At 65.1% G+C, this 20,034-nt stretch carries 22 protein-coding genes; 18 read left to right on the forward strand and 4 right to left on the reverse strand.

Annotated features, from left to right (window positions below):
• Positions 1-90 precede the first annotated feature (90 nt).
• The 6 genes from I2H36_RS10905 (at position 91) to I2H36_RS10930 (ending at position 4,002) form a co-directional block, all read left to right on the forward strand.
• The gene (locus I2H36_RS10905) at positions 91-588 is read left to right on the forward strand and encodes a universal stress protein (protein ID WP_196263899.1); all 498 of its coding nucleotides are present in this window, start codon (positions 91-93) and stop codon (positions 586-588) included.
• Positions 589-823: 235 nt separating this feature from the next.
• The gene (locus I2H36_RS10910) at positions 824-1,384 is read left to right on the forward strand and encodes a NifU family protein (RefSeq protein ID WP_196263900.1); all 561 of its coding nucleotides are present in this window, start codon (positions 824-826) and stop codon (positions 1,382-1,384) included.
• A 167-nt stretch (positions 1,385-1,551) separates the two neighbouring features.
• Positions 1,552-2,235, forward strand: coding sequence for a tRNA (adenosine(37)-N6)-threonylcarbamoyltransferase complex dimerization subunit type 1 TsaB (tsaB, locus tag I2H36_RS10915; RefSeq protein ID WP_196263901.1), 684 nt, complete (start codon positions 1,552-1,554; stop codon positions 2,233-2,235).
• 10 nt (positions 2,236-2,245) lie between these two features.
• Entirely contained in the window at positions 2,246-2,731 is a 486-nt protein-coding gene (locus I2H36_RS10920; RefSeq protein WP_196263902.1) for a GNAT family N-acetyltransferase, read from the forward strand.
• A gap of 129 nt (positions 2,732-2,860) precedes the next feature.
• Positions 2,861-3,235 carry a Fur family transcriptional regulator gene (locus tag I2H36_RS10925; protein WP_196263979.1) on the forward strand — a complete coding sequence of 125 codons (375 nt, stop codon included), beginning with the start codon at positions 2,861-2,863 and terminating at the stop codon, positions 3,233-3,235.
• Positions 3,232-4,002 carry a 1-acyl-sn-glycerol-3-phosphate acyltransferase gene (locus tag I2H36_RS10930; RefSeq protein ID WP_196263903.1) on the forward strand — a complete coding sequence of 257 codons (771 nt, stop codon included), beginning with the start codon at positions 3,232-3,234 and terminating at the stop codon, positions 4,000-4,002. Before I2H36_RS10925 ends, I2H36_RS10930 begins: the two co-directional genes overlap by 4 nt.
• A 6-nt stretch (positions 4,003-4,008) precedes the next feature.
• On the opposite strand, the gene gcvA is transcribed toward I2H36_RS10930, so the two are convergent.
• Complete coding sequence (gene gcvA / locus I2H36_RS10935) at positions 4,009-4,941, reverse strand: transcriptional regulator GcvA (protein WP_196263904.1); 933 nt, start codon at positions 4,939-4,941, stop codon at positions 4,009-4,011.
• Positions 4,942-5,065: 124 nt separating this feature from the next.
• On the opposite strand from gcvA, the gene I2H36_RS10940 reads away from it, so the two are divergent.
• The 10 genes from I2H36_RS10940 to trmB all read left to right on the forward strand — a co-directional run bounded on the left by I2H36_RS10940 (position 5,066) and on the right by trmB (position 14,461).
• A complete protein-coding gene (locus tag I2H36_RS10940) occupies positions 5,066-5,305 on the forward strand; it encodes a DUF1127 domain-containing protein (protein ID WP_196263905.1) in 240 nt (79 codons plus the stop codon).
• Between the two features lie 21 nt (positions 5,306-5,326).
• Positions 5,327-6,010 carry a glutathione S-transferase family protein gene (locus I2H36_RS10945; protein ID WP_196263906.1) on the forward strand — a complete coding sequence of 228 codons (684 nt, stop codon included), beginning with the start codon at positions 5,327-5,329 and terminating at the stop codon, positions 6,008-6,010.
• Between the two features lie 215 nt (positions 6,011-6,225).
• The gene (gene miaB / locus I2H36_RS10950; protein WP_196263907.1) at positions 6,226-7,584 is read left to right on the forward strand and encodes a tRNA (N6-isopentenyl adenosine(37)-C2)-methylthiotransferase MiaB; all 1,359 of its coding nucleotides are present in this window, start codon (positions 6,226-6,228) and stop codon (positions 7,582-7,584) included.
• A 69-nt stretch (positions 7,585-7,653) separates the two neighbouring features.
• Positions 7,654-8,751 (forward strand): PhoH family protein, encoded by a 1,098-nt coding sequence (locus tag I2H36_RS10955; protein WP_196263908.1) that lies wholly within the window; start codon positions 7,654-7,656, stop codon positions 8,749-8,751.
• A 14-nt stretch (positions 8,752-8,765) separates the two neighbouring features.
• Positions 8,766-9,224: an rRNA maturation RNase YbeY gene (gene ybeY, locus I2H36_RS10960; RefSeq protein WP_196263980.1), complete on the forward strand. Its 459-nt coding sequence runs from the start codon at positions 8,766-8,768 to the stop codon at positions 9,222-9,224.
• A gap of 20 nt (positions 9,225-9,244) precedes the next feature.
• Positions 9,245-10,279, forward strand: coding sequence for a hemolysin family protein (locus I2H36_RS10965; RefSeq protein WP_196263909.1), 1,035 nt, complete (start codon positions 9,245-9,247; stop codon positions 10,277-10,279).
• Positions 10,276-11,874, forward strand: coding sequence for an apolipoprotein N-acyltransferase (gene lnt / locus I2H36_RS10970; RefSeq protein WP_196263910.1), 1,599 nt, complete (start codon positions 10,276-10,278; stop codon positions 11,872-11,874). Before I2H36_RS10965 ends, lnt begins: the two co-directional genes overlap by 4 nt.
• Before the next feature lie 50 nt (positions 11,875-11,924).
• Positions 11,925-12,338: a helix-turn-helix domain-containing protein gene (locus tag I2H36_RS10975; RefSeq protein WP_196263911.1), complete on the forward strand. Its 414-nt coding sequence runs from the start codon at positions 11,925-11,927 to the stop codon at positions 12,336-12,338.
• A gap of 106 nt (positions 12,339-12,444) precedes the next feature.
• The gene (gene metK, locus I2H36_RS10980; protein ID WP_196263912.1) at positions 12,445-13,623 is read left to right on the forward strand and encodes a methionine adenosyltransferase; all 1,179 of its coding nucleotides are present in this window, start codon (positions 12,445-12,447) and stop codon (positions 13,621-13,623) included.
• Between the two features lie 154 nt (positions 13,624-13,777).
• Positions 13,778-14,461: a tRNA (guanine(46)-N(7))-methyltransferase TrmB gene (gene trmB, locus I2H36_RS10985; protein ID WP_196263913.1), complete on the forward strand. Its 684-nt coding sequence runs from the start codon at positions 13,778-13,780 to the stop codon at positions 14,459-14,461.
• Between the two features lie 2 nt (positions 14,462-14,463).
• Here trmB and I2H36_RS10990 read toward each other — a convergent pair whose 3' ends face one another.
• The 3 genes from I2H36_RS10990 to I2H36_RS11000 are packed head-to-tail and all read right to left on the reverse strand — an operon-like array spanning position 14,464 to position 17,408.
• Positions 14,464-15,165, reverse strand: coding sequence for an ABC transporter ATP-binding protein (locus tag I2H36_RS10990; protein ID WP_196263914.1), 702 nt, complete (start codon positions 15,163-15,165; stop codon positions 14,464-14,466).
• Positions 15,162-16,409 (reverse strand): ABC transporter permease, encoded by a 1,248-nt coding sequence (locus I2H36_RS10995; protein WP_196263915.1) that lies wholly within the window; start codon positions 16,407-16,409, stop codon positions 15,162-15,164. Before I2H36_RS10995 ends, I2H36_RS10990 begins: the two co-directional genes overlap by 4 nt.
• A gap of 3 nt (positions 16,410-16,412) precedes the next feature.
• On the reverse strand, positions 16,413-17,408 hold the full coding sequence (locus I2H36_RS11000; RefSeq protein WP_196263916.1) for an efflux RND transporter periplasmic adaptor subunit: 996 nt from the start codon (positions 17,406-17,408) through the stop codon (positions 16,413-16,415).
• Between the two features lie 253 nt (positions 17,409-17,661).
• Between I2H36_RS11000 and rimP the strand changes: the two genes are divergently transcribed.
• Complete coding sequence (rimP, locus tag I2H36_RS11005) at positions 17,662-18,282, forward strand: ribosome maturation factor RimP (RefSeq protein ID WP_196263917.1); 621 nt, start codon at positions 17,662-17,664, stop codon at positions 18,280-18,282.
• Positions 18,283-18,399: 117 nt separating this feature from the next.
• On the forward strand, positions 18,400-20,019 hold the full coding sequence (gene nusA, locus I2H36_RS11010) for a transcription termination factor NusA (RefSeq protein WP_196263918.1): 1,620 nt from the start codon (positions 18,400-18,402) through the stop codon (positions 20,017-20,019).
• The last annotated feature ends 15 nt before the right edge of the window (positions 20,020-20,034 follow it).

Consider the following 20,034-nt stretch of genomic DNA (forward strand, 5'->3'; position numbering starts at 1 on the left):
CGCTATGCGCTGCTTAAAAGAGCGGCAGGCGAGCCGCTTGCCCTTGCCCCAAAGGCAGGGCAGCATCCGGGTTCATCAGGAGAGCGTTCCGTGAGCGACAAGCGCCGATCCTACGAATCGGGCCACAGGCCGAAATTCATGGTGGTGGTCGACAAGACCCCGGAATGCGCCCGGGCCGTGCACTTCGCCTCGCGCCGCGCGGCCCGCACCGGCGCCAGCATGGTGATGCTCGCGGTCGTGGATCCGCCCGACAATTTCGAATGGATCGGTGTGGGCGAGGCCATGATCGAGGAGGCGAGCGAGGAAGCCCAGAAGCTCCTCGACACGGCGGCCCGCGAGGCGCGCAACGCTGCGGGCGTCGAACCCGAGCAGATCATCCGCGTCGGCACCCGGGCGGACGAGATCATGAAGCTGATCCAGGAAGACGAGGACATCTCCTTCCTGGTGCTCGGCGCCGGCAGCAGCAAGGAAGGCCCCGGTCCTCTGGTTTCGACCCTGGGCGGCCGCGCCGCCGCTTCCTTCCCGGTCCCCATCGTGATCGTGCCAGGCGGCCTGTCGGACGAGGAGATCGACGCGCTGGCGGGGTGATGGTTCTGTCGTCCCGGACGAAGCGCAGCGAAGATCCGGGACCACTCACAGAACAAAGCTCTGTTCTCATCCCACGTTCCCGGGTTCTGCTGTGCAGCCCCGGGATGACCGCGAAGTATGGCTTCTCCCCTTGGAATCCGACTCGATTCGATCCACATTGGGAGAGGAATCTGTTAGAACAATTCTAAATCCACCACTCGGCCGGCCTTGAACCGGCGCAGAGGACGAAGCGACGATGTTTATCCAGACCGAAGCAACTCCGAATCCCGCCACCCTGAAGTTCCTGCCCGGCCGCGTCGTGATGCCGGAAGGCACCTTCGAGGCCAAGAATCCCGACCAGGGCGAAGTGTCCCCTCTCGCCCAGCGCCTCTTCGCCGTGCCGGGCGTGACCGGCGTGTTCTTCGGCTACGACTTCGTCACCGTGACGAAGGCCGATGGCGAGTGGCAGCACCTGAAGCCGGCGATCCTCGGCGCGATCATGGAGCATTTCATGACCGGCGCGCCGCTCTTCGCCAACGGCTACGGCGTTAGCCAAGAAGATGGCGAGGAGTTCTTCGACGAACAGGATGCTGCGACCGTCGAGACCATCAAGGAGCTGCTCGAAACCCGCATCCGCCCGGCGGTGGCGGGCGACGGCGGCGACATCACCTTCCGGGGCTTCAAGGACGGCACGGTCTATCTCGTCATGAAGGGTGCCTGCTCCGGCTGCCCGTCTTCGACCGCTACGCTCCGCCACGGCATCCAGAACCTGCTGCGCCACTTCCTGCCGGACGTACGCGAGGTTCAGGCTGTCTAATCCAAGCTTTCAGAACTCAATGCATGAAGCGCGGCGACAGGAGCCGCGCTTTTTGTTTGATCCGAGCCACAGCTGCCCGCTTCAAAATTCCCGGGAGACGACAAATCGGGTTCCCTCCCGTCCCGGTCATGCTCTAAAGGAACGGCACGATCCCACGGAGACGAGTCTTGCGCGTCCTTGCCATCGATACCGCCCTCGGCGCCTGCTCGGCCTGCATCATCCAGGCGGGGGAGACCGTGCCGCTGGCCGCCGACACCATCCCGATGGAACGCGGCCACGCGGAGGCCCTGATGCCGCTTCTCGACCGGCTCTCCGCCCAGGTGGACGGCGGGTTCGAGAGCCTCGATCGGGTCGCCGTGACGGTCGGGCCCGGCAGCTATACGGGCCTGAGGGTCGGCATCAGCGCGGCCCGCGGCATCGGCTTGGCGGCCGGCATTCCCGTCGTGGGGGTCGCCACCCTGTCGGCCTTCCTGGCGCCGCTCATGGTGGGCGACAAGCGAGGGCTTTATACCGCCGCCATCGATGCCAAGCACGGCCATCTCTACATCCAGGCCATCGCGCCCGGTGGGCGCACCATCATCCCGCCGGGTCTGATGACCTATCGCGACGCGATCCGGCTTCTCGGCTCGGGACCGATCGTCGTGGCAGGGTCGGCCGCCGTCATGCTGGCGGCCGAGGCCCGGATGCAGGGCGTCGATGTCCATGTCAGCGACGTGTCCACCTTTCCCGACATCGGCTGGGTGGCGCGCCTCGGAGCGCTGGCCGACCCGGCCCAGGCCCTGCCGAAACCGCTTTATCTGCGCGACCCCGATGCCAAGCCGCAGGACGGGGCGCGGATCGCCAGGCAATAGACGTCTGGCAATGAGCATTCTCGATCGCTTTCTTCATCCGCCTGCGCCCCATGTGGAGCCTGTCGGCACCGGTGCCGCCGCGCGGCTGGCGGCGATCCACGCCTCGGCCTTCCCGCGGCCGTGGAGCACCCTCGAGTTCGAGCGCATGCTCGGCGAACGCGGCGTCATGGCGGACGGGCTGTTTCTCGGCCGCACCACCAAGCCCTCCGGCTTCGTCCTGTCGCGGATCGTGCTCGACGAGGCGGAGATCATCACGGTGGCCATCGCGGCCGAGGCGCGTGGAAAGGGCCATGCGCGTGCCCTGCTCGCGCACCATCTCGACGCGCTCTCCCGCCGCGGCGTCGCCCGTGTGCATCTGGAGGTCGAGGAGGGGAACGGGCCGGCCATCGCCCTCTACAGCCGGGCCGGGTTTCGCGAAACCGGGCGGCGGCAGGGTTATTACCACAAGGCCGACGGCACGAAGGCTTCGGCGCTGACCATGGCACTCGACCTATAGCCCGCTTCATTCACCTATCCTATAAGGCTGCCAAGGAGTCGTTTGACCTTGGCCACACGCAACAGCACATCCGCCAGAACGCGCCGGTCGGACGCCATCGAGCGCGCCTGCCGGAACAAGGGCCTGCGCATGACGGGCCAGCGCAAGATCATCGCGCAGGTTCTCGATGCGGCCGAGGATCATCCCGATGTGGTGGAGCTGCATCGCCGTGCGGCGCGAGTGGACGACCGCATCTCCCTCTCCACCGTCTATCGCACGGTGAAGCTGTTCGAGACGGAGGGCATTCTCGAGCGGCTCGATTTCCGTGACGGACGCTCGCGCTACGAGCAAGCCGCCCGCGAGCATCACGACCACCTGATCAATCTCGAAACCGGCGACGTGATCGAGTTCCGCTCCGAGGAGATCGAGGCGCTGCAGAACGAGATCGCCCGGCGGCTCGGCTACAAGGTGGTGTATCACCGGCTCGAACTCTACGCGGTGCCGCTGGACAAGGACGACGCGTGACGACACTCGCGGTCGCCTTCAGGCTGCTGCTGCTCGGCCTGTGCAGCCTCGTGCTCGTGCCATTGCAGATGCTGGCCCTGCGACTCGGCTGGTCGGCCACCCTGCACGTGCTGCCCCTCTGGTTTCACCGGGCGCTCCTGAAAATCTTCAACGTGCGCGTGATCGAGCGCGGCACCCCGCCCGGCAAGGCGCCCACCATCGTGGTGTCGAACCACGTGTCCTGGCTCGATATTCCGGTGATCGGATCCCTGCACCCGCTCTCCTTCATCGCGAAATCCGAGATCGAGGGCTGGCCCGTGGTGGGCTTCATGGCGACGCTCCAGCGCTCCGTCTTCATCGACCGCCAGCGCCGCAAGGCGACGGCCGAGGTCAACGACGCGCTGGCCCACCGGCTGGTGAAGGGCGAGGTGGTCGTGCTGTTTGCCGAAGGCACCACGAGCGACGGCAACCGCCTCCTGCCCTTCCGCTCCTCCCTGGTGGGTGCGGCCCAGACGGCGCTCATGCATGACAGCGTCGAGCGCGTGCTCCTGCAGCCGCTTGCCATCACCTATACCCGCCGCCACGGCCTGCCCGTGACCCGGCGCGACCGCCCCTTCATCGCCTGGTACGGCGACATGGATCTGGCACCTCATCTCAAGCTGTTCATCCAGGGCATTCCCCTCGACGTGGTGGTGACCTGGGGCGAGCCGATGCCCTTCAACGGCAGCCGCAAACAGGCGACCGCTTTCGCCGAGGCCGAGGTGCGGCGGGCGCTGAGGGCGGCCTAAACGCTATCATTCCTGCACCGCCTCCGCCGCCTGCGCCCTCGCTTCATCGAGCAGCCAGGCGCGGAAGGCTGCCAGCGCGGGCCGATCCGCCGTCGCCTCGGGGCAGACGATATAATACTGATAGGCTCCCTTCACCTGATGCGGGAAGGGGCGGACCAGACGGCCGGCCTTCAGGTAATCACCGATGAGCACGTTGGTGGCGAGCGCCACTCCCTGCCCCGAGGCGGCGGCCTGCAGGCATAGATAGGTATGGGTGAAGCGGGGGCTGCGCGAGGTGTCGATCCCTGAGACTCCGACCTCTGCCAGCCACCGGTCCCAGGTGGTGTAGTCCGGAACGCCATCGACGGCTTCGTAGATCAGGGTGTGACGCATGAGATCGGCGGGCTCGCGCAAAGGGCGCTCCGGATTGTTGACGAGGGCCGCGCTGCACACGGCGAAGAAGAACTCCTCCATCAGCAGGTCCGTGCGCAGGCCCGGATAGTGGCCGCGCCCGAAGCGGATCGCGATGTCCACATCCTCGCGATCGAAGTCGGTGAGGTTCCCTGACACGGAGACCCGGACATCCAGCTCCGGGTGACGCTCCCGAAAGGCGCCGAGCCGCGGGATGAGCCAGTTTGAGGCAAGGCTCGGCATGGCGCTGACGGTGATGACATTGGACGCCTCCGGCCTTAAGGCGCGCGCGGTCGCCTCGTCCAGCCGATTGAGCGCCTCGGTGACGGACACCGCATAGCGCTCGCCCAAGGGAGTCAGCACCACGCCCCGGCTCGGCTGGCGCAGGAAGAGCGGTCGCCCGAGCCAGGCCTCGAGCGCTTTCACCTGCTGGCCCACGGCGCTGGCCGTCACGGCGATCTCGTCCCCGGCCTTCTCGAAACTGAGATGACGGGCGGCGGCCTCGAAGGCGCGCAGGGCATTGAGGGGCGGAAGACGACGGCGAGACATGACGGGGCCTTACGGTACTCTGCCCAAATTTTGCTTGGGCTGAACTGAAGAACTTCTCGTTTGCTTATAGCCTATCGCAGGAGCAAATTTATATCCACAGAAACGCCATCGAAGGAGAACCGTCATGGCGACCGGATATGCCGCAGCAAATCTTGGGTTCCACACCAGTCACCGCAACCATGGGAACACGCTCATGAACCTGCTTTTGCGCTATGAAGCCTGGCTCGACCGCCGCAGAACCTCGAAGATCCTGTATGAGCTCGACGATCACGCGCTGCATGATATCGGGTTGTCGCGGGCCGACGTGGAGGGCTTGAATGAAGCCTCCTGGCAGGATCACCTGCCGCCGTCGATCAGCCGCTAGCCTCCACCCGAAAGGCCCCCGATGAAGCTCTATTCCGGTCCCGTCAGCCTCTTCTCCCGTAAAGTGGAGATCGCCCTTTACGAGAAGGGGCTCGCCTTCGAGCGCATCGGCGTCACTTTCAGCCAGACGAAGGGCTATGCCCCCAAGCACCCGGACGTGCTGGCGCTCAACCCCAAGGGACAGGTCCCGGTCTTCGTCGACGGGGACCTGTCCCTATACGATTCCACCGTGATCATCGAGTATCTGGAAGACGCCTATCCCGAGCCCGCGCTCTACCCTGGCGATCCGCGCGAGCGCGCCCGCTGCCGCCTGCTCGACGTCTTCGCCGACGAGATCATGCTGGCGCCCTTGCGCTTTCTCATGCACCGGACCGAGCCGAAGCCGGAGGATCTGGAGCGCTGGGAGGCCAAGGAGCTGAAGGCCCGGGAGGCCGAGCCTGCGCTGGCCGGCCATTTCGCCACCCTGGATTGTCAGCTCCAGGGCCGGGATTATCTCTGTGGAGCGTTTTCGGCGGCGGACATCGCCGTGTTCATGACGGTGTTCTGGACGCGGCGCCTTGCTGGGCCTTCCTTGAAGGGGCACGAGAATCTGGCAGCTTGGTATGCACGGCTCAGCGCGCGCCCGGCCTTCGCGAAGGTCGTGTCCGAGATCCTTGCGGAGGACGCGCAATTATCGGCTCCGGTCGAGGGCGCATTCCGGGAGTAAAGGCTCAGTGTCATTCCCAGCCGAAGCGTAGCGGAGGGGAAGGGGAATCATAGCGCTGAGCATGATCGTGGATCCCCTTCCCTCGCTGCGCTCGCCGGGGATGACACAGGGCAATAAATCATTGAGCCAAACAGCCGCTATTCTCTTGCACGCATAAAAGGCTTAAAAGGCGCTCATCTTCGCCCGCCCGATTGCAAGCAGAACAGGCCGACCTCGTGAAAAAAGTCTTCGTCAAATCCTATGGCTGCCAGATGAACGTCTATGACGCCGAGCGCATGGCCGACATGCTGGCGTCCGAGGGCTACAGCGAAACCAAGGCCATGGAGGAAGCGGACCTCGTCATCCTCAACACCTGCCATATCCGCGAGAAGGCCGCCGAGAAGGTCTATTCCGAGCTCGGCCGCGTGCGCGAGCTGAAGAACGAGCGTGAGGCGGCAGGCTACGAGACAAAGGTCGTGGTGGCCGGCTGCGTTGCCCAGGCCGAGGGCAAAGAAATCCTGCGCCGGGCGCCCGCCGTCGACGTGGTGGTGGGACCCCAGAATTACCACAACCTGCCGAGCCTGCTGAAGAAGCCGCGCTCCGAGCGCGTCGTCGATACGGAATTCCCGGTCGAGGACAAGTTCGACCATCTGCCGAAGCCCTCGAAGGCGGCGATCCGGAACCGGGGCGTGTCGGCCTTCCTCACCATCCAGGAAGGATGCGACAAGTTCTGTACCTTCTGCGTGGTGCCCTATACCCGCGGCGCCGAGGTCTCCCGTCCGGTGGCCAAGATCCTCGATGAAGCCCTGCGTCTTGCTGATGCGGGCGTGCGCGAGCTGACCCTGATCGGCCAGAACGTGAATGCCTATCATGGCGAGGGGCCAGACGGCGCCGTCTGGTCGCTCGGCCGGCTGCTGCATCGCCTCGCCGAGATCCCCGGCATCGCGCGGCTGCGCTACATGACGAGCCACCCGCGCGACATGGACGATGAACTGATCGCCGCCCATCGCGATCTGCCTGCCGTGATGCCCTACCTGCACCTGCCGGTTCAGTCGGGTTCCGACCGCATTCTCGACGCCATGAACCGCCGGCATACGGGCGACGAGTATCGCCGCCTGATCGAGCGCATCCGCAAGGCCCAGCCAAACCTGGCGCTCTCGTCCGATTTCATCGTCGGCTTTCCCGGCGAGACGGATGCGGAGTTCGAGGACACCATGCGGCTCGTGTCGGACGTGGGCTTTGCCAGCTCGTTCTCGTTCAAGTACAGCCCCCGCCCCGGCACGCCTGCGGCGGACATCGAAACCCAGGTCTCCGAGGCCGTGAAGGCTGAGCGTCTGGCGCGGCTGCAGAACCTGCTCGAGATGCAGCGGCAGGCCTTCAATCACGGAACCGTCGGGCAGACCCTCGACGTTCTCTTGGAGAAGCCGGGTCGTCACCCGGGCCAGATGGCCGGCAAGTCGCCTTATCTGCAGCCCGTGCAGTTCGAGAGCGACCGCCATGCCGTCGGCGAGATCGTGACGGTGCGGATTATTGGCGCAGGATCGAACAGCCTGTTCGGGGAAATATCCGAGCCCGGCAACCAAGCCGCGGCCTAGATCCTTTCCCCTCAAGACCCCATATCCGTCTGCCGCAATGCCTGCGGCGAACATTCAGAGGAGAGGCATTTGAGCCCAGCGGACAACGCGACCGCACGTGCACAAAAGGGACGGAACCCCGGCGGCTTGCATCCGGGCGTCGTCGAAGAGGCCGAAATCATCCTCACCTTCGACGACAACCGCCTCGCCAGCCTCGTTTTCGGACAATACGACCAGAACCTCGCCCATCTGGAGCGCCGTCTCAACGTGACCGCCATCGCCAACGGCAACCGGGTCACCGTGAAGGGCACGCCGGAAGCCTCCGAGATGGCCCGGCGCGTGCTGGAGGGCCTCTACGAGCGCGCCCGCCAGGGCGGAGCCCTCGGAACCGGCGATGTGGACGGCGCCATCGAGGAGAGCACCCTCCAGGGCAGCCTCTTCCCGGCCGCCGAGGAGCAGCCGGCTGCGGGGCTGACCGCCTTCGACCAGATCTCCACCCGCCGGCGCGGGGCTGTGCGCGCCCGCAACGCCGCGCAGAACACCTACATCAAGGCGCTGAAAACCAACGAGCTCGTCTTCGCCGAGGGCCCGGCTGGCACCGGCAAGACCTGGCTTGCAGTTGGCTACGCGGTCTCTCTGCTGGAGGCCGGACAGGTGGACCGCCTGATCATCTCCCGTCCGGCCGTGGAAGCGGGCGAGCGCCTCGGCTTCCTGCCGGGCGACATGCGCGAGAAGGTCGATCCGTATCTGCGCCCCATCTACGACGCGCTCTACGACTTCATGGAGGCCCGGCACGTGGACCGGGGCCTGCAGACCGGCATGATCGAGATCGCGCCGCTGGCCTTCATGCGCGGCCGCACGCTGACCAATGCCCTGGTGCTGCTGGACGAGGCCCAGAACACCACGACGATGCAGATGAAGATGTTTTTGACCCGTCTCGGCGAGGGCTCGCGGATGATCATCACCGGAGACCCGTCGCAGATCGACCTGCCGCCGGGCCAGAAGTCGGGCCTTGTCGAGGCCGTGCGCATCCTCGACGGCGTGGAAGGCATCACCCGCGTGACCTTCAAGGAAGCGGACGTGGTCCGCCACGACCTCGTGCGCCGCATCGTGACCGCCTACGACAAGGCGGCCCGCGAGGCGCCGCCGGAACCGCCGCGCCAGGATTACCGGGACCGCAGGCCGTGATCACCCTCGACATCATGATCGAGGCGGGTGATTGGGGCCGCCTCGAGGACGTAGAGGCCCTGGCCCAGAAGGCCGCTGAGGCAGCCTTGGCTGTCACCTATGAGGCGGACGGCGCGTTCGAGGCGAGCGTCATGCTCACGGACGATGCCCAGATCCGGGAGTTGAACCGCACCTGGCGCAACAAGGACAAGCCCACGAACGTGCTGTCCTTCCCGGCGCCGGAGCAGCCAGGCGTAGAGGGCCCTCGCCATTTGGGAGATATTGCTCTAGCGTACGAAACGCTGGTGCGTGAATCCGAGGAGGAATCCAAGGAGCTTGCGCATCATTTCGCCCATTTGATCGTTCATGGCGTTCTTCATCTCCTCGGCTACGACCACGAGGTCGAGGCGGAGGCGGACATCATGGAAGCTCTCGAGGTCAAGGCGCTCGCCACCCTTGGCATCGCCGACCCCTATCGCGATATGGCAGCTTGAAGCGCTGACAACCCACGGCAATGAACGAAGATCGAAGTCGTAGCGAACGCCCTGTCCGAACCCTCACCGAGACAGACGATACACGCGACCACTGGTACGACCGGGTTCTGACCCGTCTCGGCCTGAAACCCCGCGAATCCATCCGCCACGATCTGGAGGACGTTCTCGCGGAAACCGTTGAAGACACGGACTTTTCGCCCCAGGAGCGGGCGATGCTCAAGAACGTGCTCTCCTTCCACCGCATTCGGGTGGAGGACGTGATGGTGCCGCGCGCGGATATCGTGGCGGTAGCGGCCGAGACCAATCTCGGCGAGCTCCTGAACCTCTTCCGCACCGCCGGCCACTCCCGTCTGCCGGTCTATGGCGAGACGCTGGACGATCCAAAAGGCATGGTCCACATCCGGGACTTCCTCGACTTCATCGCCATGCGGGCCGATGGCGGCGCTTCCGAAGCAGGCGCTGGCGACGAGACGTCTCCGCCAAGCCTCGGCCAGATCGACCTGTCGATGACTCTGGCCTCTGCCAATATCCTGCGCCCCGTCCTGTTCGTGCCGCGCTCCATGCCGGCCATCGACCTTCTGGTGCGGATGCAGGCGACGCGCACCCACATGGCCCTGGTGATCGACGAATACGGCGGCACCGACGGCCTCGTGTCCATCGAGGATCTCGTCGAGATGGTGGTGGGCGACATCGAAGACGAGCACGACGAAGACGCGACCCTCACGGTCACGCAGGCGGCCGACGGCACGTATATCGCCGATGCCCGCGCGAGCCTCGACGAGGTGAAGGAGATGCTCGGCGTCGACCTGACCGAGGAGGAGGGCGCCGAGGACATCGACACGATCGGCGGCTTCATCGTAACCCTTGCCGGCCGGGTGCCGTCCCGCAGCGAGGTCATCGTCGGTCCGGCCGGCCTTGAATTCGAGGTTCTGGACGCCGATCCCCGGCGCGTGAAGCGGCTTCGCATCCATCGCCGAACCGTGGCCTCGACAGAAGTGGAAATCACGGAAGGCCAACCGGCCGCCCCGCGGCCCGAAAGCGCTGCCGCCGAATGATCCTTCTGGCAAAGCGCACCAGCCTCCTGCGAGGCTGGCGCCGCTGGCTTGCGGCGTTCATGGCCGGGTCCGTCGGCGCCCTCGCTATGCCGCCTTTCGGGTTTCTGCCGGCGCTCGTCGTATCCCTGGTACCGGCGATCTGGCTTCTCGACGGCACGACTGGGGCTGGCGCCTCACGCTGGGCGCCTCTAAAAACCGCTGCCTTTCTCGGCTGGTTCTGGGGCTTCGGCTATTTCGTCGCTGGGCTATGGTGGCTTGGCGCCGCTTTCCTGGTGGAAGCCGATCAGTTCGCCTGGGCCATGCCGTTCGGGGTTCTGGGCCTGCCGGCGCTCCTTGCCTTCTTCCCGGCCTTCGGCTTTGCGCTCGCCCGCCTGCTCTGGCTCCCTGACGCCCGGCGTATCCTCGCTTTCACGTTTGCGCTCACCATCGCCGAGTGGTTGCGGGGCCACCTTTTCACTGGTTTTCCCTGGAACAGCCCCGGCATGGCGCTCGGCCAGAATCTCTGGCTGATGCAGTCCGCCTCGCTGGTCGGTCTCTACGGCCTGACATTCTTGAGCCTCTGCATCGGCGCCGCACCGGCCGTCCTGCTCACCGGGCGGTCGACTCGCGCCCGTTGGACCGCGCCGGCTCTAGCGGCGGCGGCACTTGTTGGTCTCGCGGGCTTCGGCTTCTGGCGCGTGCCGGCGGAAGCATCCGCCACGGTTCCCGACGTGCGCCTGCGCATCATGCAGCCCAATCTGCCCCAGGATGCCAAGTTCAACCCGCGCAACCGCGACGCCATCATGCGGCGCTATCTGTCTCTGAGCGCCAGACCGAATCAGAACGGGGCTGCACCGACGCACATCATCTGGCCCGAATCGGCCTTTCCGTTCCTGCTGCACCGGGATGCGGGATCGCTGGCGCAGATCGCAGCCTTGCTGGAGCCCGGCTCCGTCCTGGTCACGGGCGCGGCCCGCATGGACGAACCGCTGCCCGGCGAGGCTGTCGGCAAGTTCTACAACGCCATCCAGGTCATCGACGACCGGGGCACGATCCTCGGCTCCTACGACAAGGTTCATCTGGTGCCGTTCGGCGAATTCGTGCCGAAACTTTTCGATGCCCTGATCCGTGCGGTGGGCTTGCGCCAGTTCGTGCATATCCCCGGCGGTTTCGAGCCGGCCGAGAGTCGTATGGCCCTTGCCATTCCGGGCCTGCCGCCGGTTGCGGCGACGATCTGCTACGAGGCCATCTTTCCAGGCGAGATCGTGGGCGACGGCCCCCGGCCCAATCTCATCCTGAATGTGACCAACGATGCGTGGTTCGGTGAGACTCCGGGCCCCTATCAGCATTTCGCGCAGGCGCGGCTGCGTGCCGTCGAAGAAGGCCTGCCGCTGGTGCGGGCCGCTAATACTGGGATCTCCGCGGTTGTCGATCCTTTCGGCCGTATAGTGGAGAGGGCTCCACTCTCAGTTGAGACTATTATTGATGCAACTCTTCCAGTTGCGGAACCTGATTCCCTCTACAGCAAATGGGGCAAGTTTTCTTTGACGGTTACGCTTGTAATCTGCTTAATGCTCTTGGTTGTACGTCGTGGGCAACACTCAACTTTTCCTTAAGTAATCCATGACCTTGCGTTACAATAAATCCTGTAAGGAAGTGGGGCCATATGAAGAAGTCGACGGGCTCTATCGATAAGGAAGTCGGAAGCCGCGTGCGCATGCGTCGCATGTCCATCGGCATGAGCCAGGAGAAGCTTGGCGACATGCTCGGGCTGACCTTTCAGCAGGTTCAGAAATACGAAAAGGGCATGAACCGGATCAGCGTGGCTCGCCTGATCGAGATCACCAAGATCCTCGGCGTCGACGTTCACTTCTTTCTCGATGGCGTCACCAGCGCCAAAGCCGCTCCTGGTTTTGCGGAAGAGAAACCGCCCACTTACGTGGCCGACATGATGTCCACTCCGGAAGGTCTGCAGCTCGTCCGGAACTTCACCGGCATCAAGAATCCCAAGGTCCGCAAAAGCATCGTCCAGCTTGTCGCCTCGCTTGCCTCCCAAGAAGAGGTAGAGCGTTCGTCATAACGAACACGTTCGCTTGACCTTTCCGCAAGCCTGCGGCATGAGCATGGTTTCAAGCCTGCGGGGAATCCGCAGGCCCCGCTTTTCCATTGCCTGAAGGAATTCCGTCGTGCGGCGTTCGAGCTATCTTTTCACCAGTGAATCTGTGTCCGAGGGGCATCCGGACAAGGTTTGCGACCGGATCTCCGATGCCGTCGTCGATGCCTATCTGTCCGCCGAGCCCGAGGCCCGCGTGGCCTGCGAGACGCTCGCGACCACGAACCGCGTCGTTATCGCCGGCGAAGTGCGCGGCCCCGATTCCATCACCAAGGATACGGTGATCGGCCTCGCCCGCGATGCCATCAAGGATATCGGCTACGAGCAGGACGGCTTCCACTGGAGGAATGCCGAGATCGACGTTTACCTGCACGCCCAGTCGGCCCACATCGCCCAAGGCGTCGATGCCTCCGGCAACAAGGACGAAGGCGCGGGCGACCAGGGCATCATGTTCGGTTATGCCTGCACCGAAACGCCCGACCTCATGCCGGCGCCGATCTACTACGCCCACAAAATTCTCGAGAACCTGACGGCTGCCCGCAAGGGCAAGGTTGGCGACGCCGCCAAGCTCGGCCCCGATGCCAAGAGCCAAGTCACTCTGCGTTACGAGAACGGCAAGCCGGTTACGGCCACGCAGATCGTTCTTTCGACCCAGCACCTCGATGAGAATCTCTCCTCCGAGGACGTGCGCGCCATCGTCGAGCCGCATATCCGCCAGACCCTGCCCGAGGGCTGGATCTCGCCCGATACCATCTGGCACGTGAACCCCACCGGCAAGTTCGTGATCGGCGGCCCAGACGGCGATTGCGGTCTCACCGGCCGCAAGATCATCGTCGACACCTATGGCGGTGCGGCCCCGCACGGCGGCGGCGCCTTCTCCGGCAAGGACCCGACCAAGGTGGACCGTTCGGCCGCTTACGCTGCCCGCTATCTCGCCAAGAACGTGGTCGCTGCAGGTCTTGCCGATAACTGCACCCTGCAGCTCTCCTACGCCATCGGCGTGGCCAAGCCCCTGTCGATCTATGTGGATCTGCACGGCACCGGCAAGGTAGACGAAGGCAAGCTCGAGGCGGTGCTCATGGACGCCATGGACCTCTCGCCCCGCGGCATTCGTACGCATCTCGGCCTGAACCGGCCGATCTATGCCCGCACCTCGGCCTATGGCCATTTTGGCCGCAAGCCGGATGCCGACGGCGGCTTCTCCTGGGAGCGCACGGACCTCGCCGACCGGCTCAAGGCGGCGTTCCGCTAACAGCTGTTCCGGCAGGCCGAAGCCCTTCGGCCCCATTGAGCCTCACCATACAGAGCCGGTTCCCCGCGAGGAGAGCCGGCTCTAAATGCATCACCCGACGCGATGAGCACCGGCTCTTCGAGCCAGTCATGCCCACTTCAGGAGCATCTGTCCCATGAGCGAAGCCTCCGAACGCGCCGGTGCCTTCTTCGGACGCCGGAAAGGCAAGAAGCTTCGTGCCGGACAGGATGACCTCGTCCAGAACATGCTGCCTGCGATCCGTATGATTCCGGGAAGCGATATTCCCGGCCATTTCCCGAACCGCCAGGCACGCGAAACCTGGCTCGAGATCGGCTTCGGCGGCGGCGAACATCTCGCAGCTCAAGCCCGCACCCATCGCGACGTCAACATCGTCGGCTGCGAGCCCTTCGTGAACGGCATGGCCAAGCTTTTGGCCGTGATCGAACAAGAGCATCTCGACAATGTCCGGGTCTGGGACGACGACGTCACCGACCTGCTTCCGACCCTGCCGGATGCCACTTTCGACCGGGTCTACATCCTTTACCCCGATCCCTGGCCCAAGCGCCGGCAGCGCAAGCGCCGCCTCGTTTCGGACGAGAATCTGGAGATGCTCGCGCGCGTGATGAAGCCGGGCGCCGAGCTGCGCTTTGCCAGCGACATCGACGATTACATCGGCTGGGTGCTTGCCCGCGCGCTGCGCTCTCAGGCCTTCCGCTGGACGGCCACCCGCGCCCACGATTGGCGCAAACCCTATGACGGCTGGCCGGGCACCCGCTACGAGGCCAAGGCCATCCGCGAAGGCCGCGTGCCGAGCTATCTCACCTTCGTGCGGGTCTGACGTCAGGCCACCGGCTGAGTCACACGCTCGTCGCTCACCACCGCGCCATCCACGAGATGAATGCGACGGTCGACACGGCCTGCGATGTCCATGTCGTGCGTGACGGCGATCACCGTCTTGCCGCGCTTCTTCACCAGATCCTGCAGGATCTGAAAAACCTGTTCCGAGCTCTTGCTGTCGAGGCTGCCGGTCGGCTCGTCGGCGAGCACCACACTGGGATCGTTGGCAAGCGCCCGTGCCACGGCCACGCGCTGGCGCTGGCCGCCCGAGAGCTGATCGGGCCGCTTGTCGAGATGCCCCGCGAGGCCGAGCTCCTCCAGCAGGCTTGCAGCCCGCCCGCGCATCTCTGTCGATGACAGACGCCCGGCCTTGCGCATCGGCAGCTTCACGTTTTCCAGCACCGTGAATTCCGGCAGCAGAAAGTGGAACTGGAACACGAAGCCCAGCATCTCGAGCCGCAGGCGGGCAAGAGCATCGTCGTTCAGCGACGACGTATCCTGACCGGCAATCCGCAAAGTCCCGCTTGTCGGCCGGTCGAGGAGACCGAGAAGATACAAAAGCGATGACTTGCCGGAGCCGGAAGGTCCGGTAATGGCGATGAACTCATGCTCGCCCACGGTGAGCGACACATCGCGGACCAAAGTTATCGGTACGGTGGCGGGCAGGATGCGGGTGAGATGGTCGGCTTCGATAAGAAGGTTCATGTGGCCCCCCGGATGATGTCGACCGGATTGAGCCGCGCCGCCTGGCGGGCCGGGAGATAGCCCGCCACGCCGGACGAGATGAGGGCGAAGGCCGACGCGATGGCATAGTGCCAGGGGCTCCAGAACAGCGGTAGGCGCGTCATCTCGCGCCCGATGGCGGCACCCGAAACCTTGAAATCCACCTGGGAAAGGGCAAGGCACAGGAGAAAGCCGATGAGCCAGCCCACCAGCGAGCCCGCCATCCCTAAAGCCAGTCCCTCGATCAGGAACAGCCGGCGCATGTTTCCTTGCGTGAAGCCGAGCGATTTGAGGATGGCGATGTCGCGCGCCTTCTCGTGGGTGATGGTGGAGATGATGTTGAAGATGCCGAAGCCCGCTACCAGCAGGATCGCGCCCACCACCGTGTACATGACCACGTTCCGCACCACGAGGGCCTCCAGAAGCGACTCGTTCGCCTCCTGCCAGGGCACGGCCTTGTAGCCGAGCTCGGCCTCCGCCTGACGGGCAACGCGGGGCGCTGCCTCCGGGTCGTCGAGACGCAGGCGGATATCGTTGATGGCGTTGGGCCGCTCGGACAGGATCTGGGCGCTTTTCAAGAGCACATAGGTCTCGCCCTCGTCCCTGGCATTGTTACCGGTGTGGAAGAGCCCGACGATGCGAAAGCCGCGGGACTGCCCAGTGGGCGCGACCACCTGGATCGTGGTGCCCGTCGAGGCGCCGATCCGGCGCGCGAGGCTGTCGCCGACCACGATGTTGTTGCCCCCGGCGCGCAGGGAATCGAAGCTGCCCTCGACGAAGTCGCCGGCCACCGACGAGACCCGAGCCTCCGTCTCCGGCTCGATGCCGATGACGGCCACACCCACGTCGCGTCCTGCATAACGGACCACGCCCTGCGTGCGCAGGCTCTGAGCCATGCGGCCCGGCACCCAGGACCGCAACGAGGCGAAAGCGGCGGCCGGGTTGAGGATGCCGCGCCGGTCCTCCTTCGGCCGCAGGCCCTCGAACTGGGCGGCGGAGAACAGGTCTTCCGCGGGCTGCCGGCGCGCCGTGCGGCGCTCGTCGGTAATCTGCACATGCGGCATGGTGTCGACGAGCTGGGCGATGAAATCCTTCTCGGTACCCTGCATCAGGGCCGCCATGGCGATGGAGAAGCCGACGCCCAGCGCCACGCCGAGGATCGCCACGACGGTCTGGCGGCCGCGTCCGGCAATGTGGGTGAGGGCGAGCTCAAGGATGAGGCGCATGTCTCACCTCTTCTCCGCAATCTTAGCCCCATCCGTGAGATCGTCCGGGAAGGGAGCAATGACCCGGTCGCTCTCGCTCACCCCCTCCAGAATTTGCGTGTTGCCGGTTCCACGGATGCCCACCTTCACGTCGCGACGTCGCGCCACATCGCCCTCCGTCACGAAGAGGCTGCCGCCGCGAAGGGCGTTGGTCGGGACGAGGAGAGCGTCGGATGCCACGCGGGCGATCACGTTCACCTCCACGGTCATGCCGATCCGCAAGGGGGTATTCTCCGGGAGGACCAGATGGATCCGGTAGGTCTTGGCCACCGGATCGCCCTTCGGGGTGATCGAATCCACCTTCGCCTCCAGCACCTGATCGGGAAAGGCGTCGGCCTTGAGGACGGCGCGCTGACCGACCGAGACGCGGGGAATATCCTCCTCGTTCACCTCGGCCTCCACCTGCAGGGGCTTGGGCTCGCCGACCCAGAAGAGGACTGTTCCGGGCTCGGCCACCTCGCCGACCTCCCCGTCCTGGCGCAGGACGACGCCGCTCACCGGCGCCCTCAAGGCATAGGATTCGAGCCGTGTCTCCTGGCCGGCGATGAGAGCCTGGATCTGCCCGAGTTCGCTGCGGGCCCGGTCGAGGGCTTGATCGCTGGCGACGCGGCGCTCCACAAGAGCGGCAATCCGCTCGTAATCGGCGGAATGCAGCTTCTGGCGCGCCCGCAGCTCGGCCAGAGTCGCCTCAGGCTGCCGGCTGTCGAGGCGTGCCAGCACGGCCCCGCGCTCCACCGCCTCGCCCTCGCAATTGCACAGCTCGACGATCCGCTCCCGCAACAGGGGCGTCACCTTGGCCCAGGTGCGGGGCTCGACGATGCCCGTGGCATAGACGATCTCGGCGGCCTCGCCGCGCTTAGGCTGCACGAGAGCGACCTCCTGCGGCCGGCTGAAGCGCCAATAAGCCGCTCCCGCTGCAACGAGCAACGCCAGGACGATAAGGAGGCGGGACAGCTTCACGGCATGGCTCCCAGAATACCGATCCCCTTATCATAAGCGAAGCTGGGCGGCGATTGAGGGCCTTTCCGGAGCTGCTTTGCCCCGATCACACGGGGTGTCTTTTCAGGCTCCCTGGAGGACCCTTGCTTTTTTGGGCTTGAATCGCTATAAGTCGCCCGTCAGCTCTGGTTGCAGCGTCAAGCTGCTGGTCAAGAGTGGGCCCCGCCGGGTCCGCTCTTTTTTATTGCCTGAATGCCGGAGCGTGCGGAGAGCCATGACAAACGAACGCGACAAGCGGCTGATTACTGAAAAAGGCGTGGCCGCCCGAGTGGCGACGATCGTCGAGCCCGTGATCGAGGATCTGGGCTTCAACCTCGTGCGGGTGCGCGTCACCCCCACGAACGGATGCACCGTGCAGATCATGGCCGAGAGGCCGGACGGCACCATGTCGGTGAGCGATTGCGAGACCGTGAGCCGAGCGATTTCGCCGGTGCTCGACCTCGAGGATCCGATCGACACGGCCTATTACCTTGAGATCTCCTCTCCGGGGATCGATCGTCCCCTTGTGCGTGAGAGCGATTTCGTGCGCTGGACCGGCTACGATGCGAAGATCGAGATGGCCATACCGCTCGAAGGCCGCAAGCGTTTCCGGGGTTTTCTCCGGGGCGTCGAGAACGGAAAGCTCGTTGTCGAGTTGCCGGACGTGAAGGAAGGCCTCGATCCCATCGCGCGCCTGCCCCTGACGGATCTGGGCGAGGCTCACCTCGTTTTGACCGACGACCTCATCCGTGAATCGCTGCGCCGGGGAACGGCACCGACCACGGACGACCTTGATGAAGACACGGATGTGGTGGATGCGCCCGACGAGGCGCAGGACCCGTCCAACGACGCATGATCCGGTGAAGTGGACCCCGGTTCACCGAAAAGATCATGCGTAAACCAAAGAAATTTGAGCAGGATGCCTTCATGGCATCCTGCTCTTAAGACGAAACCGAACTAAGGAGCGACCTCGATGGCTATCAGTGCCAACAGGCTTGAACTCTTGCAGATCGCCGATGCGGTCGCCCGCGAGAAGGTGATCGACAAGCAGATCGTCCTTGACGCCATGGCGGATGCCATCGCCAAGGCGGCCCGGTCGCGCTACGGCGCCGAGACCGACATTCATGCCGAGATCAACTCGAAGACCGGCGAGCTGCGCCTGGCCCGGCACCTGCTGGTGGTCGAGGACGGCGCGGTGGAGAACGACTCCCGCGAGATCACCCTTGCTGAGGCACGCACCCGCCACAACCCGGCGGCTCAGGTGGGCGACGTGATCGCCGACACCCTGCCGCCCTTCGATTTCGGCCGCATCGCGGCGCAGTCGGCCAAGCAGGTGATCGTCCAGAAGGTGCGCGACGCCGAACGCGACCGTCAGTACCAGGAATACAAGGACCGCATCGGCGAGATCGTGAACGGCGCGGTCAAGCGCGTCGAGTACGGCAACGTGATCGTCGACCTCGGCCGCGGCGAGGCGATCATCCGCCGCGACGAACTCATTCCCCGCGAAACCTTCCGTCCGGGCGATCGTGTCCGCGCCTATCTCTTCGACGTGCGCCGCGAGGCCCGTGGGCCGCAGATCTTCCTGTCGCGCACCCATCCGCAATTCATGTCGAAGCTCTTCGCGTCCGAAGTGCCGGAGATCTATGACGGCATCGTCACGGTTCAGGCCGTCGCCCGCGATCCGGGCTCTCGCGCCAAGATCGCCGTGATCTCGCGCGATTCCTCCATCGATCCGGTCGGCGCCTGCGTCGGCATGCGCGGCTCCCGCGTCCAGGCGGTTGTGGGCGAGCTTCAGGGCGAGAAGATCGACATCATCCCGTGGTCGCCCGATCAGGCGACCTTCATCGTCAACGCGCTCCAGCCGGCCGAAGTGGTCAAGGTGGTGCTCGACGAGGAGGCCGACCGCATCGAGGTGGTGGTGCCCGACGACCAGCTCTCGCTCGCCATCGGCCGCCGCGGCCAGAACGTGCGTCTGGCCTCGCAGCTCACCGGCTGGGACATCGACATCCTGACCGAGGCTGAGGAATCCGAGCGCCGTCAGAAGGAATTCGCCGAGCGCACCGAGCTGTTCATGAACGCGCTCGACGTGGACGAGGTCGTGGGCCAGCTGCTGGCCTCGGAAGGTTTCCGCTCTGTCGAGGAAATCGCCTATGTGGATTCCGGTGAAGTGGCCGCCATCGAGGGATTCGACGAGGACACGGCCGCCGAGATTCAGAGCCGCGCGCAGGAATATCTCGCTCGCATTGAGGCCGAGAACGACGCCCGCCGCCAGGAACTGGGCGTCTCCGACGACCTGAAGGAGATCGACGGCGTCACGAGTGCCATGATGGTGGCGCTCGGCGAGAACGACATCAAGAATGTCGAGGATCTGGCCGGCTGCGCCACCGACGATCTCGTCGGTTGGACGGAAGGCCGCGGCCCCGAGGCCACCCGCTACAAGGGAGCGCTGGACGGCTTCGACATATCTCGTGCCGATGCCGAGAACATGATCATGGCCGCTCGCGTGAAGGCGGGCTGGATCGAGCAGCCGGAAGAGACAGTTGAGACTGGGGAATCGGCCGAAGAAGCCGAGACCGAAGCTCAGCCGTCCTGACGGCAATGGCAAAGC

The organism is Microvirga terrestris (assembly GCF_015694425.1).
Classification (GTDB): Bacteria; Pseudomonadota; Alphaproteobacteria; order Rhizobiales; family Beijerinckiaceae; genus Microvirga; species Microvirga terrestris.

Excerpts from the sequence above, each read along its gene's own strand:
- I2H36_RS10910 (WP_196263900.1), top strand. The coding sequence starts at position 824 with ATGTTTATCCAGACCGAAGCAACTCCGAATCCCGCCACCCTGAAGTTC.
- I2H36_RS10920 (WP_196263902.1), top strand. The coding sequence starts at position 2,246 with ATGAGCATTCTCGATCGCTTTCTTCATCCGCCTGCGCCCCATGTGGAG.
- I2H36_RS10925 (WP_196263979.1), top strand. The coding sequence starts at position 2,861 with ATGACGGGCCAGCGCAAGATCATCGCGCAGGTTCTCGATGCGGCCGAG.
- gcvA (WP_196263904.1), bottom strand. The coding sequence starts at position 4,941 with ATGTCTCGCCGTCGTCTTCCGCCCCTCAATGCCCTGCGCGCCTTCGAG.
- I2H36_RS10940 (WP_196263905.1), top strand. The coding sequence starts at position 5,066 with ATGGCGACCGGATATGCCGCAGCAAATCTTGGGTTCCACACCAGTCAC.
- I2H36_RS10945 (WP_196263906.1), top strand. The coding sequence starts at position 5,327 with ATGAAGCTCTATTCCGGTCCCGTCAGCCTCTTCTCCCGTAAAGTGGAG.
- ybeY (WP_196263980.1), top strand. The coding sequence starts at position 8,766 with ATGATCGAGGCGGGTGATTGGGGCCGCCTCGAGGACGTAGAGGCCCTG.
- I2H36_RS10965 (WP_196263909.1), top strand. The coding sequence starts at position 9,245 with ATGAACGAAGATCGAAGTCGTAGCGAACGCCCTGTCCGAACCCTCACC.
- lnt (WP_196263910.1), top strand. The coding sequence starts at position 10,276 with ATGATCCTTCTGGCAAAGCGCACCAGCCTCCTGCGAGGCTGGCGCCGC.
- I2H36_RS10975 (WP_196263911.1), top strand. The coding sequence starts at position 11,925 with ATGAAGAAGTCGACGGGCTCTATCGATAAGGAAGTCGGAAGCCGCGTG.
- trmB (WP_196263913.1), top strand. The coding sequence starts at position 13,778 with ATGAGCGAAGCCTCCGAACGCGCCGGTGCCTTCTTCGGACGCCGGAAA.
- I2H36_RS10990 (WP_196263914.1), bottom strand. The coding sequence starts at position 15,165 with ATGAACCTTCTTATCGAAGCCGACCATCTCACCCGCATCCTGCCCGCC.
- I2H36_RS10995 (WP_196263915.1), bottom strand. The coding sequence starts at position 16,409 with ATGCGCCTCATCCTTGAGCTCGCCCTCACCCACATTGCCGGACGCGGC.
- rimP (WP_196263917.1), top strand. The coding sequence starts at position 17,662 with ATGACAAACGAACGCGACAAGCGGCTGATTACTGAAAAAGGCGTGGCC.
- nusA (WP_196263918.1), top strand. The coding sequence starts at position 18,400 with ATGGCTATCAGTGCCAACAGGCTTGAACTCTTGCAGATCGCCGATGCG.